Genomic DNA, 15,680 nt, shown 5'->3' on the forward strand with positions numbered 1-15,680 from the left:
GGAAAGTCAGGATAACGAGGTAAACCTATCCTTTATTCTGTTTTTCTATCCATCCTCCGAAGAGAGAGACTTCGCCCGCCCGCGCCTAGATCACATCTAGATCGCATGGCGCTTGCGGTAATCCCCGGGGGACATCCCTGTCTGCTTCTGGAACCATTCGCTGAAGTACCGGGGATTCGGATAGCCTACGGCATCGCCGATCTGGTAAATTTTCAGCGTGCTGGACTTCAGCAGCTCGGCCGCCCGCTCCACCCGCAGATCGGAGAGATAGTCGCTGAAGGACTTGCCCGTTTCCTGCCGGAACAAGCGGCTCAGGTAATTCGGGGTCACGCTCAATTCGTCCGCAATGCCGGAGAGCTGGAGATTTTCCGTAAACCGCGAGCCGATGACGCCAAGCGCCTTCTTGATCAGGTAGGAAGCCGGTTCCTCCGCCGGGTCCATGCGGTCCTCGTCATCAGCCGGGCCAGGCTGGTCCCTGCTGTCTCTGAGCGCCTTCGCTTTGGCGAGAGAGGCCTCAATCTCCTCCACATCGGTCGGCTTGAGCAGATAATCGACGGCACCCAGACGAAGCGCCTCCTGCACATACTTGAAGTCGCCGAATCCGCTCAGGAAGATCACCCGCACCCGGGAGAGGGACCTATGCTCCTTGGCCAATTCCCGGATGGCCGCTACGAGCTCCAGACCTGTCATATTCGGCATGCGGATGTCCGATAGCAGAATATCCACGGGATGCTCCCGGATATACGCGATGGCGTCCATCCCGTCCTCGAAAATCTGAACCAGCTCAATCCCAAGACGCTCCCAGCCGATATGCTTGCTCAGCCCATCGCGAATCCAGGCTTCGTCATCGATGATGACGGCACGACAGCCCGATGTCTTCATGGAATTTCCCCCATTCGTTTGGAACTTCTAATAGAAATATGCGCAGACAGATTGCGTAATTCGATCGCTGCGGTCTGGAAAGCCTCCGACGGACTGGCAAACAGCGTCAGGATCTTGGCGAGCGCATCCTCCTGCACCTGGACCATCGCCGGGTAATAGATGAGCGAAGGCTCGCTCTTCGCCATCTTCATGCTCTCCAGAATCAGCGCAAAATCCGGCCTGCTATCGCGGAAGACGGGATCGCTTAGAATGGAGCGTCTCGCAGGAACGCCGCCGTTCCGGGCATAGATCATCCCTCCCTGCTTGCCGGTGGCGAACTCGAGGAACTTCCACGCGTTCACCTGCTTGGATGAGCTGGCGTTAATCGCGAGCGTCCACCCGTGCTGGAAGGGAACCCGGCGCACCTGCCCGCCTCCGTCCCGGATGCCCGGGATTAGGGCGATGCGGATCTTATCCTTGAGCGGCGAGCTGCTCTGCGTGATCATCGGATAAGCGGAGTTCCAATAAGGAGCCGCCATCGCAATATCGCCGTTCAGCAGGCCCTCGCGCGTCCGGGAAAAATCCCAGGAGATCAAGTCGCTGGGGACGATCCGGCTCCGCACCAATTTCTCCAGATATTCGCCGCTTTGAATCGACTCCCTCGTATCGAACAAGACGCTGCCGTCATCCCCGATAAGGTCCCCGCCGAAGGACCACAGGATGGAGTCGAATATTTTCTCCCGTTCCTCCGGCACGACAGCCGGCATCGCCAATCCCCAGCGGGTCGGCGATTCGGGATGAAGACTGGCGGAGAATTGCTGCGCAACCTCATACAGCTCCTCCCAGGTCTCCGGCGGGTTCGGGATCAGATCGCTGCGGTAATACAGGAAGTGCGTGCTGATATCGGTCGGCAGCGCGTAGATCGATCCGTCATACCTGTACACCGATAGAAAGTCGTCCAGGTCAAACTTCTCTTGTGCAGCTGGGTCGCTGCCCGCCATGAAGCGGTCGAGCGGAATAATCGCCTTCGCAGAGGCGAATTGGGCGATGGAGGTGCTCGGCATCAGGACGATGTCGAACGTATTGGACCCGGCAAACAGCTGGGTGCCCACAGCCGTAAAGTAACTGTCTCGCCCCACCTCGATGAACTCCACCTTGATCCCTGTAGCCTGCTGGAAGGGCTGGGCAATCTGGCGCAAGGCGGCAGACTCTGTGCCCGTGCGGATGAGCACGCGGATCGGATCGGCGGACTTGGGGGAGTCGTTCGTATCCATCATATCCCGGTTCAGCAGCACGAAGCCGGTCAAGGCCCACAGCACGAGGAGGGAGAAGGATACGGCCACCAGGGTGCTCAGCTTGAAATGATTCATCAGGCGACCTCCGTTCGGTAAGGGATGTAGACGAACACCAGCGCCCCCTCCTCCTGCGCCGGGGAGAACACGATGCCATACTCGGGACCGAACGCCAGCTTGATCCGCTGGTCGACATTCCGCATCCCGACATGCTGGCCCGCCTCAGAGCTCTGGAGCAGCTTCTTGGCCCGTTCGATATCGATCCCGCTGCCTGTGTTGAACACGGAGAGCCGCACGCGCTCTCCTTCGCGGGTGACTGTGATGGACACCTTGCCTCCCTTGGACATCTTGGCGATCCCGTGCTCCAGCGCGTTCTCCACGAGCGGCTGCAGGATCAGAGGCATCACCCAAACATGCGTCAGCGACGGCTCGACCTCGATCTCGTATTCCAGCTTATCCTTGTACCGGAACGATTGAATCCGCAAGTAATTTTCCACATGATCCAGCTCCTGCTTCATGCTTGTCCATTCCTGGCCGGAATGCAGGGTAAACCGGAAAAACCTCCCCAGCGCCGTGACCAGCTTGCTGATCGAATCCGCTTCGTACTCCTTGGACATCCAGTAAATCGTATCCAGCGTATTGTACAGAAAATGGGGCTGAATTTGCATCTGCATGACCTGCATCAGCGCCTCCCGTTTCTCCTTCTGCTGCTGCTCGTTATCATGCAGCAGCTGCTGAATCCGCTCCCGCAAGCGGTTGAAATTCCGCTGCAGGATGCTGATCTCCCGGATCGGGCCGACATTTTCCCGCATATGCAGATTGTCGATCGAAGTCGTAGTCATCAGCCGGGCGAGATGGATGACCGGCTTGGAGATGGCCGTCGCCAGCAAGACGGACACGATGATAAAGACCGCGGTGCCGAGCCCGGCAATAATAATCAAGTATTGCAGCACCCGCTGATTCGGGACCAGCAGCTCCCTCAGCGGCACCACCGCCGTCATCTGCCAGCCGCTGGTCGGTGAAGTATTGTAAGCGAGCAGCCACTGTCCGTCCACGACCTGGATGCCCTGTCCGGACTTGGGAAGCCCGCGGATCGCCTCCGCCATGCTGGCGTTCTGAAACAGCTCGGAATCCTGCTGGTAGATCACGTCGCCCGAGGCATCGGAGATCATGAAGGAGCCGGTGGACCCGATGCGCACGCTTCCGACATTCTCACTGATAAACCGGTCGTTCAGCTGAACGAATAAATAACCCCGGAGCTGGGAGGTATTGCTGTCATTCAGCCTGCGGACCGCCGTGACGGAAGCATGGAGCGGAGTCACGAAGCCTTCCTCGGAGCGAAAGATCGTCCAGCGGTCGCTGAACCAGTTCATGCCGAGCGGCTGCCGCTCAATATGATCCACTATGTATCGAAAATGATCCGCCTCCACCTGATCGAAGGAGTAGAATGTCGTATTCGTAGACAGCACCTGATGGTCCGCCGTGACCAGGTAAATATCGCGGATATGGTCCAGCCGTCCGCGAAACAGGTACATATACACCATATCCCGGAACTTCTGGTTCGCCTGGAACAACTGATACGGGGTTTCGAGCGGGCTGTCCAGAAAATCCAGCGACTGCTGATACAGCAGCGGCCACGTCAACCGGTCAATCTCGGATAAATTGGCGTGCAGCGCCCGCTGCGTCTGCTCGACCGTTTGCAGCAAATATTGACTGACCTGCTTTTGGGAGATTTCATTTTCCTTTTTGTACGTAATGATCATTACCGTGAGCGGGAAAATCATCAGCAGTAAAAAAACGGACAGCAGCAGCGAGCGGATCGAGATGGTTTTCTTGAACATAAGATCGGGGATCACCCTCCCTCATCATTGTATGCGCTTACAACTATTTGTCGAATGATACATTCGGTATCATATTAACACGAGTTTGCCCTTCGGGGAAGAGTCAATTCGAAGAGGATATCGGGGATGTTCACCGCAGAGCTGATGGGCTATGGGAGGGGGTGGACAAATATCCCGTGGAAATCCGCGGGATTCACTTGTCTCTAATAAGGCATAAATTGGCGAAAAAGTTTCATGATACGAAAAGACGTTTGTTCTACTATGCCCTTCTGCCAATGGCATCGCGAATCCTTGAGCTGATGGTCCGTCAGGCAGATGTTTTTTAATACGGGACGGGACTCTCCCTTTCTGCTCCGATGATCAAAGGTCGAATCAGGACTAATGCTTGTTTCTGTATTCGGACATTTTGCTTTCCTTGCTAGAACAGCCTTCCTGATACCGCTGAAGAAGGACAACCAGCCGCAGATCAGCAAGTGCATCACCCACAAACATTCCTTGACAGGAATATTCCATTCGGGTTATATTTAGATGCGAGACAACTAAGCACCCTGGATCGCCGTCACGATAAGGTCCTTGGAGAACCATTGAGCATCTACTTGCCTCTGGACCGAACGGAGGTGGAATACGCATGAACGCAACGACATTCAGTGCGCTAGCCGAGCCCAACCGGCTGGATATCGTGCAATTGCTCAGCGAAGGCCCCCTGCCTGTCGGGGAGATCGCCGGTCGTCTCGAGCTCAATCAGCCTCAGACGTCCAAGCATCTGCGCGTCCTGTGCGACGCTGGCCTCGTCGAGGTGCAGCCGCAGGCGAACAAACGGATCTACAAGCTGCGCGCGGAGCCTTTCAAGGAAATGGACACTTGGCTGGAAACTTATCGGCGCATATGGGAAGAGAAATTCGACAAGCTGGAGGCCTACCTTCGCAAGCTGCAGCAACAGCAGGAACCGCCACAATCCCAAGAATGAATTGGAGGATGTACCATGGAAAATCAACAAGCAGCGCAAGCAACTAATCAGGATGAACTGGTCATTATCCGGGTGCTCGATGCGCCCCGCGACCTGGTATTTCAAGTATGGTCTGAGGCCGATCATCTTAAGCACTGGTGGGGGCCGGCAGGGTTCGAGTGGGTGTATGCCAAGCTGGATTTTCGTCCGGGAGGCGCATTTCACTATAACATGAGAGCGCCGCAAGGCTTCGAGATGTGGGGAAAGTTCGTGTATCTGGAGATCGAGGCTCCTGAGCGAATCGTATTCGTCAATTCCTTCTCCGATGCGGAAGGCAACACGGTACGAGCTCCGTTCAACTCGGCGTTTCCGTTGGAGGTTCGGAATGTGATCACCTTCACGGAGCAGGACGGGAAGACCACCGTCACACTGCGCGGCGGTCCCATCAACGCGACCGAAGAAGAGCATGCTTTCTTCCGCAGCATGAAGGATTCGATGAACCAAGGCTTTACTGGCACATTCAACCAGCTGGTTGCATACCTAGATTCCGTACGCGGATCCTGATGATCTAAACAACCCGTCACCGACTTCAATCGGTGATGGGTTGTTTATTTTTATTTCAGCCTGTCAGACTCTTGTCAACACCTGTTGAATCTTGTATAATCCAAAAATGAACTATAATTCATTTATAATCCTTGCATGTATACCGAACGGATACCTACTGCCTCGTACTGAACATAGCGAAGACGAAAGGCGTCGATCGGTAACCCAGATAAGAAAACCGATGTGGGCAGGTATTTTTGTCGTAATAATGAATTTAAATTCATTTTTAGGAGGAGTCAACATGGAAAGAAACATTCAGCGGTACACGACCCGAGACGGGTATAACGTAGAGTATTCGATCGTCGGGCAGGGAGAGCCGGTCCTGATCATGCACGGCGGGCATTCCAACTGCCAGGAAGAGCTTGGTTACAGGGAGCTGATGGAGAACGGCTATGCTGTCATTACCCCATCCAGGCCGGGGTATGGCACGACGTCCAAGGAGCTCGGAGCAGATCTTATCGCCGCCTGCGAAGCGTACCTGGAGTTACTGGATGAATTGCGCATACGTCAGGTTCATATCATCGCCATATCCGCCGGCGGTCCGAGCGGTATCCTGTTTGCATCCCGATATCCGGAGCGAGTCCAAAGCCTGATCTTGCAATCGGCTGTGTCCGGCACTTGGTTAACCCCTGAGGACAAGTTATACAAATCCGCTCAAATCATGTTCCGGCCGTCTCATGAAAAATACCTCTGGGGCATCATCAGGCTCATAAATAACCTGTTCCCGAGCTTCCTGTTCAACAGCATGATCGCTTCTTTCAGTCAATTGAACACCAAACAGGTCTTGCTCCAAATTAACGGTGAAGATCGCCGGCAGTTCAGAAGCATGCTGAACCGTCAACGGTCCGGGCACGGCTTTCTTATCGATCTAGTGCTGACCGGACAGGATTTGACTTCCGTCTTGTCCGGTATTCAGTGCCCTACTCTGCTTATGCACAGTATTCACGATGCATCCGTACCCATGAATCAAGCTCGCATAGCTGCGCATCGGCATATTCCCAATGCGCAGCTATGCGAGCTTGATTCATGGGGGCATTTGATATGGCTTGGAGAGGGCGCCACCGGCATGTTTCAACAGCTGTTCGCCTTTCTCGATACCGTTAAGCAGCAAGAAATCTCATCCGTAAACCAGCTAGAAACTCTTTAAACAACCGCCAACGGGAATGACACGCTGCTCGCGATGGCTTTGCTGGACCAGCTCGATGACCTGGATCACCTGCAGGGCCTCGTCTGCACGGACAGGGACCGGCCTGCCGGCTGTGACCGCTTCATACAGCAGCTCGTAGTAGCGCTCATAGGAGCCGGGCACCGTCTGCACCCGCATCCGGGCGTCCGGCTGGGCGGTATCCAGCTCGCCGTATTGATTTGCAGTGTCCAGGCCCCAAGCCGGATCCTGCGGTCCCCGGCCCGCGCGCAGCAAGCCTTCCTGGGAATCCAATCCCCGCTTCACGAAGCTGCCCTTGTCCCCGTGCAGCTGAAAGCGGATGCCGCTGTTTTTCACCATAGAGCCGGACTGCAGCACGACCCGAAGCTCAGCATAGCCGAGGACGATATGGAAGTAATCGTCTACTTGCCCGCCGCTCTTCTGAATCTGCAGATCGCCATACACCGTTTCGGGCAACCCGAACAACTGCAGAGCCTGATCGATCAGATGAGAGCCCAGATCATACAACTGCCCCGAGCCCGCCTGGTCCTGATCCTTCCATCTCGTAGTCACGTCCGGACGGAACTTATCGAATTGGGAATGGAAGGTATGAATATGTCCGAGTGAACCTGACCCGATGACGTCCTTGAGCGTCAGAAAATCATTATCCCACCGGCGGTTATGATACACGCTGAGCACCTTCTCTTGCCTGGCCGCCAGCTCGATCAGCTCCATCGCCTCGGCCGAGCTGGTTACGAACGGCTTCTCTACGACGACATGCTTGCCAGAGGTCAGCGCCGCCTTGGCAAGCGCATAATGCGTGAAATTCGGCGTCGTGATGACGACCATATCGATCGCCGGATCAGTGAACAGCCGCGCAGCATCGTCCACCACCTCGACACCGGGCAGCAGCTCCTGCACCTTGGGCTTATTGGATGAAACGACGGTGACGATCTCGAAGCCGGGAACGAACGTAAGCAGGGGCAAATGGAAGGCTTGCGCCGACAGGCCGAAGCCGATCAAACCTACACGTATGGATGAGTTCATCAAGCACACACTCTCCTTCTATTTCAAATCTTCCTGATATTCACGCTTCACTATCCGGCGACGAACTCTGGCCGGCTACCAGGATGCTCACCTCATGACGATTCAGCTGAGCACTGATCTCCGCAGGCGGATCCGCATCGGTTACAAGTAAATCGATCTCGTCAAAATCACACACGGCATGAAGAAAGCTTTTCCGGAATTTACTTTGATCGGCGAGCACGATAACCCGCTGCGCATGCCCGATCATTTCCTTCTTCACGTACGCTTCATCCAGATAAGGACTGCTCAGTCCCGTCTCCACGACGCTGCAGGCTCCCAGCAGCAGCGTATCCACCTGGAATTCCGAGATCATCCGGATCGTATGGACACCGGTGACGTTCCTGTTCCAGCTATGGAATTCTCCGCCCAGCAGGTGGACCTTGATCCCTGGCCTCTTGCCCAGTATGCCTGCAATATCGATGGAATTCGTAATGACAGTGACCCCCGTCGCAGTGATCGCTTCCGCGGCTAGCTGGACCGTCGTGGAGGCGTCCATAAACAAGGTTTCCCCATCCCTGATCCGTTCAGCAGCAGCGCGTCCGATGGATTGCTTGGCCTGATGATGTTCGGTTCTCTCTCCATAGGCTAACAATGGCTGCTGTCCGCCCTGGAGAATCGCCCCGCCGTGCGTTCGGATGACCCGGTTCTGTTCCTCCAGCTTAACCAGGTCCCGCCTTGCACTGTCTCTCGAGATCTGAAACATCTCGCAGATTTGTTCCACCCGGATACTTTCATGAACCTCAAGAAAATCGACAATAGCCTTAAGCCTTTCCTCTTGAATCAAAACCGTCACCTCCTTGCTTCCTCACATGTTTATTTAAGTATATTACTTAAGTAAATCAATTACAATAAAGGATTTTAAACGTACCCTTCGATTTCAAATGAAACAAAGAGCAGATCGAATGTACCCATTCGTCTGCCCTTTCAGGGATTGTTTATATGCATAATGCCTTGTAATAAGCGTTCAGAGGTTTGCTTAGACGAAGCCGCCATTTACGCGGATCGTCTGGCCCGTGACCCATTGCGATGCCGGCCCAGCGAGGAAGAGTACCACGCTGGAGATATCGTCCGGCTCGCCCAGGCGCCCGAACGAGTTCATACTGCCCACAGCCTTGATCTGTTCTTCTGTCTTGCCTGCCGTGAATAGCTCCGTATTGACCGGACCCGGTGCTACGGCGTTGATCGTAATTCCCTTAGGCCCGAGCTCCTTGGCCAGTTGACGGGTGAACTGCTCCACCGCACCCTTGGTGCCCGCATAGACGCTATACGTCGGGAACATCTGACCGGCTACAGAGGTCGAGAAATTGATAATCCGTCCGTTCTCCTTCATATGAAGAGCAGCCTGCTGGCAGGCGAAGAACGTACCTTTGACATTGATGGCGAACTGCTTGTCGAAATCTTCTTCCGTAAACTGGGCAACGGACTTCGTAATCATGATGCCTGCGTTGTTCACCAGAATATCCACCTGCCCGTATGTCTCCAGCGTCTGCTGAAACAGCCGCTCAATCTCAGCGACCCGGCTGATATCCGCCTGAATGGCGACAGCCTCGCCTCCCCGCTGCCGGATGCCTGCAACAACTTCCTCGGCTTTCCCTGGGCTAGTCGCGTAATTGACGATGACCTTGGCTCCATGTAGAGCCAGCTCTTCCGCAATGTTTTGTCCCATCCCTCTGGATGCACCTGTTACGATCGCCACTTTGCCTGTAAGAGTTTGATCCATCTTAGATCCCGCCTATCCTCGATTTTATATGCTGAACCGGTGAGTCTGTTCGATGCGGCATAATCGTGAAGTTCCTTCGCATGGGGAAGGATTACGTCCTGCCACATCGCGCATACTAGCATAAACCGTATAACCGAATTTCTTAACAAGCTGATTATAGAATGACATTAATCAAATGTCAAATGACAATATTATAATTTTGTCATTATAATCAATAAAAAAACTCCTGAGTGAGCCTCAGAAGGTGTTAAGCTATCATTCATTCCTATAATTGAATGCCTCCGAGCAGTACATGCCATACGTCTGCAAAGTCCGTGTCCACAGCTTGCACCCGCCACTCGCTTGCATGCGCAGGATGATGAAATCTCGAAGTCGCCATAAAAATCCCATTGGCAATCGCTCCAGGAGACCCGGCCTTCAGTTCTTGGGCTTGTATGCCTTCCTCGATGATCCCGGCTATCTGCTGAATAAGCCCCTGCACGTGGAACTGGATCATCTCCGCGGCATCCAGCGTAACGGCCGTATACATCGCAAACATCTCCGGGTCCTCCAACGCATACTTCCTCTTCGCGCTGATCAGCGCATCGAACCATATGCGCAAACGCTCCGTCGCCTGCACATCCGTTCTGTCCGCAATTTCTTGCAGCGGTTGCGCAATGCTCACATTCAGCCATCTCTCGGTCACAGCCTCCCGCAACGCCGCTTTGCTGGCGAAGTGCCGGTATAAAGTACCATGACTCACCTGAAGCACCTTGGCTATATCCACGACTGACGTTTTATCCGGACCAAAGCGCCGAAAAACCTGTTCTGCCGTATCTAAAATCAACGCTTTCGTCAAAGCTTGCTCGTTCGCCATCGTAGCCCTCCCTCTCTCGTCCCCCTATTCTACCAGAAACTCAGAAGCCGAACAAAATTCAATACTTGTTTTCTGTTAGCCCAGTCGTCATTTCTTAGCCGCCAGAAAAGCGTCGATCTGCCTCTGCACATCGGCGATGACCGGATCGAGTCCGTTCGATTTCTGCAGCTCGATATAGCTTCCGACGGCTTTGTCCACATCCTTGACCATGCCGAAGATAATCGGCTTATCGAACTCCTCTATCGCTTGATCCCGCTTGACGAGGAAGCTTTTAATGTTGTCTTCAGTAATAAAGAGCCCGTCCACCGGGGAATCCACATTGTTCGGCAGGCTGGCGAACTCGGCTTCCTTCGTCCAGAAATCTTGATCGTATGCTGGATTAGCCCTCATGAACTGCGGCTTCCACAGTGCCCACTGGCCCCCCCATTCCATATAATTGCTCGTCGTATTTTTCATCCCTTCGGGGTAGACAACACGGTCGTTTCTAATCATATAGGTCTTACCCTCAATCCCATACTGGACCAGATCATACAGCGCTTTGTCAGTCTCCAGCATATCCAGGAACCGCAATACCCGCTCAGGGTGTCTAGAGTTTTGATTGATCGCGACGACATTGGCGAGTGGTGTCCGGTTGATAAATTTCCGGTCCGGATAGAGCTGGGAGCTTTGCGTCGCGTAGGATGGATCGGAGAAGCCTTGATTCGCATGAATCCATTCGTGGGAGTTCCAGCCGAACAGGGCCTTGCCGTTACGCCATTGTGCGGCACCGTCCTCCTTATCCATCATCGCATCGCGGTTCATAATTCCGTCGTCATACCACTTCTTGGTCATAGCGGCCGCCTCTTTGTAGAACGGCTGCTGCTCCATCGCCTTCACCGTCACCTTCGGATCATGCAGGTAAAAGCCGAGATGGTGGAACCCGAGATCAACCCATTCATCCCGAAGCTCGTACACGGCCCTGGCCCCCACCCGCGTAATCCGCTCGTTCGGATACGCTTGTTTCATCTGATGCAGAAATTGATCCACATCCTCGATCGTTTGTAAGGAACCCGGCGCTGGATTAATTCCTGCTTTCTCCGTCAGATCGGAGCGCCACTGCGCAAACTGACGCTGGTTCATCTTAATCGTCCACGGCAGTCCGACGATCTGGCCGTTCACGGAAGCCGCGCCCAGCGTACCCTGCCCTTGATAGCGGGCAAACAGATTGGGCGCATACTGGGGAAGCAGCTCGTTCAGCGCCAGGTATGCGCCCTTAGCGGCCATCGGGTTGAAGGACAGCCAATCGCCATCGAAGTTCATATCCCAGGTATCTCCTGAAGCAGCCATGACGAGCATCTTTTCTTTAAAATCACCGAGCGGGATGAAACGGATGTCGAATTTGACATTGAGTCCTTTCTCCTTCACATGGCTGCTGACGGCAGACCATACTTCGCCCATGGCCGATTTCTTATCCCCCGGGAAATACAATTTCAGCGTTACCTCTTGCTCCTGCGTGTCTGTTCCGTAAGTCCCCGGATGCTCAGAGTGCGTGCTGCAGCCGGGTAACCCTATACCAGCCGCCAGCACAGCGCAGAGCAGTAAGGCTGCTTTTCGCTGTATAGTCTCCATCCTCGAATCTCTCCTGCCATTCCAACTTGTATCCTCAACCAGCGTTATGCCGCGTAATTGCAGCTTTCCTTTACCATACCACTTATCGTACGGAATAAGCCACTGATAGGGCTGCTCAACCCGGATCGCAGCGAACCCGGCTTCGCTGACGGAAATAAGAAAAGCTCCGGATCGGAGCTTTTCGAGGAAGAACGTTCATCACTAGGATGAAGGATACGGACTTCGCTCCGCCTCCTCCTCGCTCATGACCGGATGCTTCAAGGTAATATGGGTGCCGTTCGTATTGTCGATCTTCAGCTTGTAGCTCTCGCCAAAGTAAAGCTTCAGCCGGTCGTTCACATTGCGGAGCCCTACGCCGCGGCGGCTTGCCTTCTCATCGGCCGAATGAGGCTTGTTCAGGCTCTCGATGATCGAATCGGGGAGGCCTTCCCCGTTATCGGTCAATTGAATGACGATGTCTCGGCCCTCCTGCCGGACGGACAGTATGATTTTGCCATTGTCAAAATTGCTGCGAATGCCGTGGTGAATGGCATTCTCCACAAGCGGCTGCAGCAGCAGCCGGAGGAACGGAGCGTTCAGAACCTGCTCATCCACCATATACAAGATGCGGACGGGAGCTCCCAGCCGGGCCTGCTCAATATTCACGTAAGCTCTGACCTGTTCGATCTCCCGGGCGACTGTCGTAATTTCCTTGCCCTGATTCAAGCTGAGCCGCAGCAGATTGCCGAGCGAGGAGACCATCTCGCTGATCTCGTCCATATGATGCGACGCCGCCTTCCACCTTATGGATTCCAGCGTATTGTACAGAAAGTGCGGATTGATCTGATGGCTCAGCACCTGGAATTCCAGCTCTTTCTTGGCCCGCTCCGAACGGAACGCCTGCTCGATCAATTCTTGTATCCGCTGGGCCATATTATTGAAGCCCCGGTACAGCCACCCGATCTCATCGGCCCGGCTGGAATTGGGCAGCGCATAGTGGAACTCCCCAAATTCCAGCTTGCGCATCGACTTCACAAGCCGGAGCAGCGGGTTGGTAAAATACAGCGTCAAATAAATAACGACGCCGACACAGCAGATCAGGTACACCACCAGGAACATCAGGAAGACGTTATTGATTTTTTTGATCGGGCCGGTCAACGCCTGCAGCGGCGTCGAACTGACCAGGTACCAAGGCTCTTCATTGAGACGGGAGTAGGTCACCAGCATGGAGCCTCCATCAATCTCCAGCGTACCTGCCCCTTCCGAGCTCGCACGGATGAGATTCATCAGCTCGGGTGAAGCAATCGGCTGGCCCACGGTAGCGTTGTTATCCGAGTCATAGAGCACAAAGCCGCTTCCCGTCATGAGATAAGTACGCTGCTGCGGAACCCGGTGTGAAGGAGACAGATAGCGCCCCAGCTGATCGTCCGACAAGTCGGTAACGACGAGGCCCCGCGGCAGCTGATCATACAGCCCCGTAAACCGCTTCACCTTGGAGAGGATCGGCTTGCTCTGCTGGTTCTCCCCGGGCAGGAACAGCTGCCATGTCGGCGTGACCGATTCCATAGATTGCCTGAACCACGCCTCGTTTTCCAGAACCCCCTGGAAATTAAGTACATTCGAGCTCATATAGAGCGGGTACTTGGACGGATCCTTCGGAAATACGCGGATCTGGAATGCATCGACGTAGGGCATACTTTGGTATAAGAGATTGAGCATTTCCGAGGTAAACAAGCTCTCCTCTTCCGGCGTATGGGGGATTTCTCCCATCAGCTGCTGCAGCTTTTTATTGCCGATGACTTCGTTGATTTGATTGTTGAGATGCGCTAGATATTCATCGAAATTATTTTTGGATTGCACCAGATAATCCATAGCGAACGCAGCGTTGGCGTTGGAGATGCCCTCCACCGACTTCAGATGCGCATAATACGCAAAGAGCACAAAAGGAATAATCGTCATAAAAATAAAAATGAGAATCATTTTGTTGCGGAATGAAATCACCTTATGCCGGACTTCTCCGCTACTCATCCTGAATGCCCCTCAGCTTTCGGTACTCCTTCGGGGTATACCCAACGCACTTGCGGAATAGCTTGGAGAAGTGCACGGGATCTCGGTACCCGACATCCTGCGAGATCTGATAGATTTTATAGCGCACGTCGCCGAGCATTTCCTTGGCCTTCTCCATGCGGATCGAAGTCAGGAATTCCAGGAAGGTCTGGTTCAATTCCTTCTTGAACAGCTTGCTGAGCCAGACCGGCGTCACATGCACCTCAGCGGCCACGCCCTGCAGCGTCAGACTGTCCCCATAGTTGCGGCTCATATATTTCACCGCCTCGGAGATGATCTGGCTATGCGGCTTGCCCAGCCGCTTCAATTCATGGGACAGCTCGAGCAGGAACGCCTCGACCTGGGCACGCAGCGACTCCAGCGTATCGTATTGCTCCAGCCGCTCCCACATGGCGATCGGATTTCGGTCCCACTCCAGATCCTTGACTCCCAGAGCCGAAGCCTTCTTGAACAGCCGAAGCAGCCACTCGAACAGGCGCTGCTGGATATCCTTGATCGCCGTCACTGGCCAGGAACGCACCATTTCATTCATATCGTTCAAAGCCGCTGAAATTTCATATTCGCTCCCATACTGGATCAGATCGAATACCGCATCCGTGTCGCTGAGCGACATCGCCGAAAATTCCTCGTCCATGCCGGTCTCATCCTGGACCAGCAGCCGGTTGCCGCCATATACAATCTTCTGCTCCAGAATATCGCCCGTCTCCTGGACCATCCGGTAGAGCGTGTTCAGATGTCCGGTCGCCGGGTGCAGGCCGACGCTTACGTTTACCTTCACATAGCGGTTCACCCGCTCGATACATTGAACCGCCGTTTCCTTGCAAACCTCCAGCCCCTCGGCTGTGGAGCTCAGGATGACCGTCCATCTGTACTTCTCATCCATAAACAGCACGAAGAGGCCCGGGTAAACCTCATCGCAGGTTTCTTGCACCACATTGCCGATGCTGAACAGCACGAGTTCTTTTTCCTTACGGTATGCCTTCGTTTGCTCCAAGGATTTGATATCGTCCACTTCGATCATCATGACCGCCAGCGATTCCTGGAGTACCCAGTCCAGCTCCACATTCGTGAGCCGGTGCCGCATGCGCGTCTCCCAGTAAGGATTGTATGGATTGCCGGTAATTTCACGCAGCACGTCCTCCTGCAGCTTGGGTAGGGCGAACTGCACTTGATTGGCAAGCAGCAGCTTGTTTTTCTGGTCGTTGCGCTCTTTCTGGACCTGATCCAAGGCCCGGACGACGACCTTGATCAATTCCTCGATATTAATCGGCTTGAGGATATAATCCATCGCTCCCAATTGGATGGCCTGTCTGACCAGATCAAAATCATCGTAACCGCTTACAACAACCGACTTGCACTGGTTGCCGCAGTTTTCCCTCACCTGCCCGATGAACTCCAGCCCTGACATCCGGTTCATTTTAATATCCGACAGAATCAGATCCGGTCTCTCGGCCAGCACTTTATGTAAAGCGACATCGCCGTCCTCGGCGGTATCCACCTGATCGACCCCATAATCGGCCCAAGGGAACCTGGACCGCAGCCCATCCCGAATTTCCTTCTCGTCATCTACAATAAGCACACGATACATGCGTTCACCCCTCCGGCTCCCACGAGACATTTAGTAATTCTATCTTATATGCGTTCCTCCGGACTTAGCAATACGTGAATCTTGGTTTC

13 protein-coding genes are annotated in these 15,680 nt (G+C 54.2%); 3 read left to right on the forward strand and 10 right to left on the reverse strand.

Features of this window, described 5'->3' with window-relative positions; genetic code table 11:
• Positions 1-96: 96 nt before the first annotated feature.
• The 3 genes from WMW72_RS19050 to WMW72_RS19060 are packed head-to-tail and all read right to left on the reverse strand — an operon-like array spanning position 97 to position 3,994.
• Positions 97-882, reverse strand: coding sequence for a response regulator transcription factor (locus WMW72_RS19050; protein ID WP_341417130.1), 786 nt, complete (start codon positions 880-882; stop codon positions 97-99).
• Positions 879-2,231 carry an ABC transporter substrate-binding protein gene (locus WMW72_RS19055; RefSeq protein WP_341417131.1) on the reverse strand — a complete coding sequence of 451 codons (1,353 nt, stop codon included), beginning with the start codon at positions 2,229-2,231 and terminating at the stop codon, positions 879-881. Before WMW72_RS19055 ends, WMW72_RS19050 begins: the two co-directional genes overlap by 4 nt.
• Positions 2,231-3,994 (reverse strand): sensor histidine kinase, encoded by a 1,764-nt coding sequence (locus WMW72_RS19060; RefSeq protein ID WP_341417132.1) that lies wholly within the window; start codon positions 3,992-3,994, stop codon positions 2,231-2,233. Before WMW72_RS19060 ends, WMW72_RS19055 begins: the two co-directional genes overlap by 1 nt.
• A 628-nt stretch (positions 3,995-4,622) precedes the next feature.
• On the opposite strand from WMW72_RS19060, the gene WMW72_RS19065 reads away from it, so the two are divergent.
• The 3 genes from WMW72_RS19065 to WMW72_RS19075 all read left to right on the forward strand — a co-directional run bounded on the left by WMW72_RS19065 (position 4,623) and on the right by WMW72_RS19075 (position 6,690).
• Positions 4,623-4,961, forward strand: a complete 339-nt coding sequence (locus WMW72_RS19065; protein WP_341417133.1) for an ArsR/SmtB family transcription factor — start codon at positions 4,623-4,625, stop codon at positions 4,959-4,961.
• Between the two features lie 15 nt (positions 4,962-4,976).
• Complete coding sequence (locus WMW72_RS19070) at positions 4,977-5,504, forward strand: SRPBCC family protein (RefSeq protein ID WP_341417134.1); 528 nt, start codon at positions 4,977-4,979, stop codon at positions 5,502-5,504.
• A gap of 280 nt (positions 5,505-5,784) precedes the next feature.
• Entirely contained in the window at positions 5,785-6,690 is a 906-nt protein-coding gene (locus tag WMW72_RS19075) for an alpha/beta fold hydrolase (protein WP_341417135.1), read from the forward strand.
• On the opposite strand, the gene WMW72_RS19080 is transcribed toward WMW72_RS19075, so the two are convergent.
• The 7 genes from WMW72_RS19080 to WMW72_RS19110 form a co-directional block, all read right to left on the reverse strand.
• A complete protein-coding gene (locus tag WMW72_RS19080) occupies positions 6,676-7,734 on the reverse strand; it encodes an oxidoreductase (RefSeq protein ID WP_341417136.1) in 1,059 nt (352 codons plus the stop codon). The two genes, WMW72_RS19075 and WMW72_RS19080, sit on opposite strands and share 15 nt — an antisense overlap.
• A gap of 40 nt (positions 7,735-7,774) precedes the next feature.
• A complete protein-coding gene (locus tag WMW72_RS19085; RefSeq protein ID WP_341417137.1) occupies positions 7,775-8,557 on the reverse strand; it encodes a DeoR/GlpR family DNA-binding transcription regulator in 783 nt (260 codons plus the stop codon).
• A gap of 192 nt (positions 8,558-8,749) precedes the next feature.
• Positions 8,750-9,493, reverse strand: a complete 744-nt coding sequence (locus WMW72_RS19090; protein ID WP_341417138.1) for an SDR family oxidoreductase — start codon at positions 9,491-9,493, stop codon at positions 8,750-8,752.
• A 265-nt stretch (positions 9,494-9,758) separates the two neighbouring features.
• Positions 9,759-10,349 (reverse strand): TetR/AcrR family transcriptional regulator, encoded by a 591-nt coding sequence (locus WMW72_RS19095; RefSeq protein ID WP_341417139.1) that lies wholly within the window; start codon positions 10,347-10,349, stop codon positions 9,759-9,761.
• Positions 10,350-10,436: 87 nt separating this feature from the next.
• Entirely contained in the window at positions 10,437-11,957 is a 1,521-nt protein-coding gene (locus WMW72_RS19100; protein WP_341417140.1) for an extracellular solute-binding protein, read from the reverse strand.
• Positions 11,958-12,158: 201 nt separating this feature from the next.
• Positions 12,159-13,964: a cache domain-containing sensor histidine kinase gene (locus tag WMW72_RS19105; protein ID WP_341417141.1), complete on the reverse strand. Its 1,806-nt coding sequence runs from the start codon at positions 13,962-13,964 to the stop codon at positions 12,159-12,161.
• Entirely contained in the window at positions 13,957-15,591 is a 1,635-nt protein-coding gene (locus WMW72_RS19110; RefSeq protein ID WP_341417142.1) for a response regulator, read from the reverse strand. The genes WMW72_RS19105 and WMW72_RS19110 overlap by 8 nt, the downstream gene beginning before the upstream one ends.
• Positions 15,592-15,680 lie beyond the last annotated feature (89 nt).

Source organism: Paenibacillus filicis (assembly GCF_038070315.1).
Lineage (GTDB): Bacteria > Bacillota > Bacilli > Paenibacillales > NBRC-103111 > Paenibacillus_G > Paenibacillus_G filicis.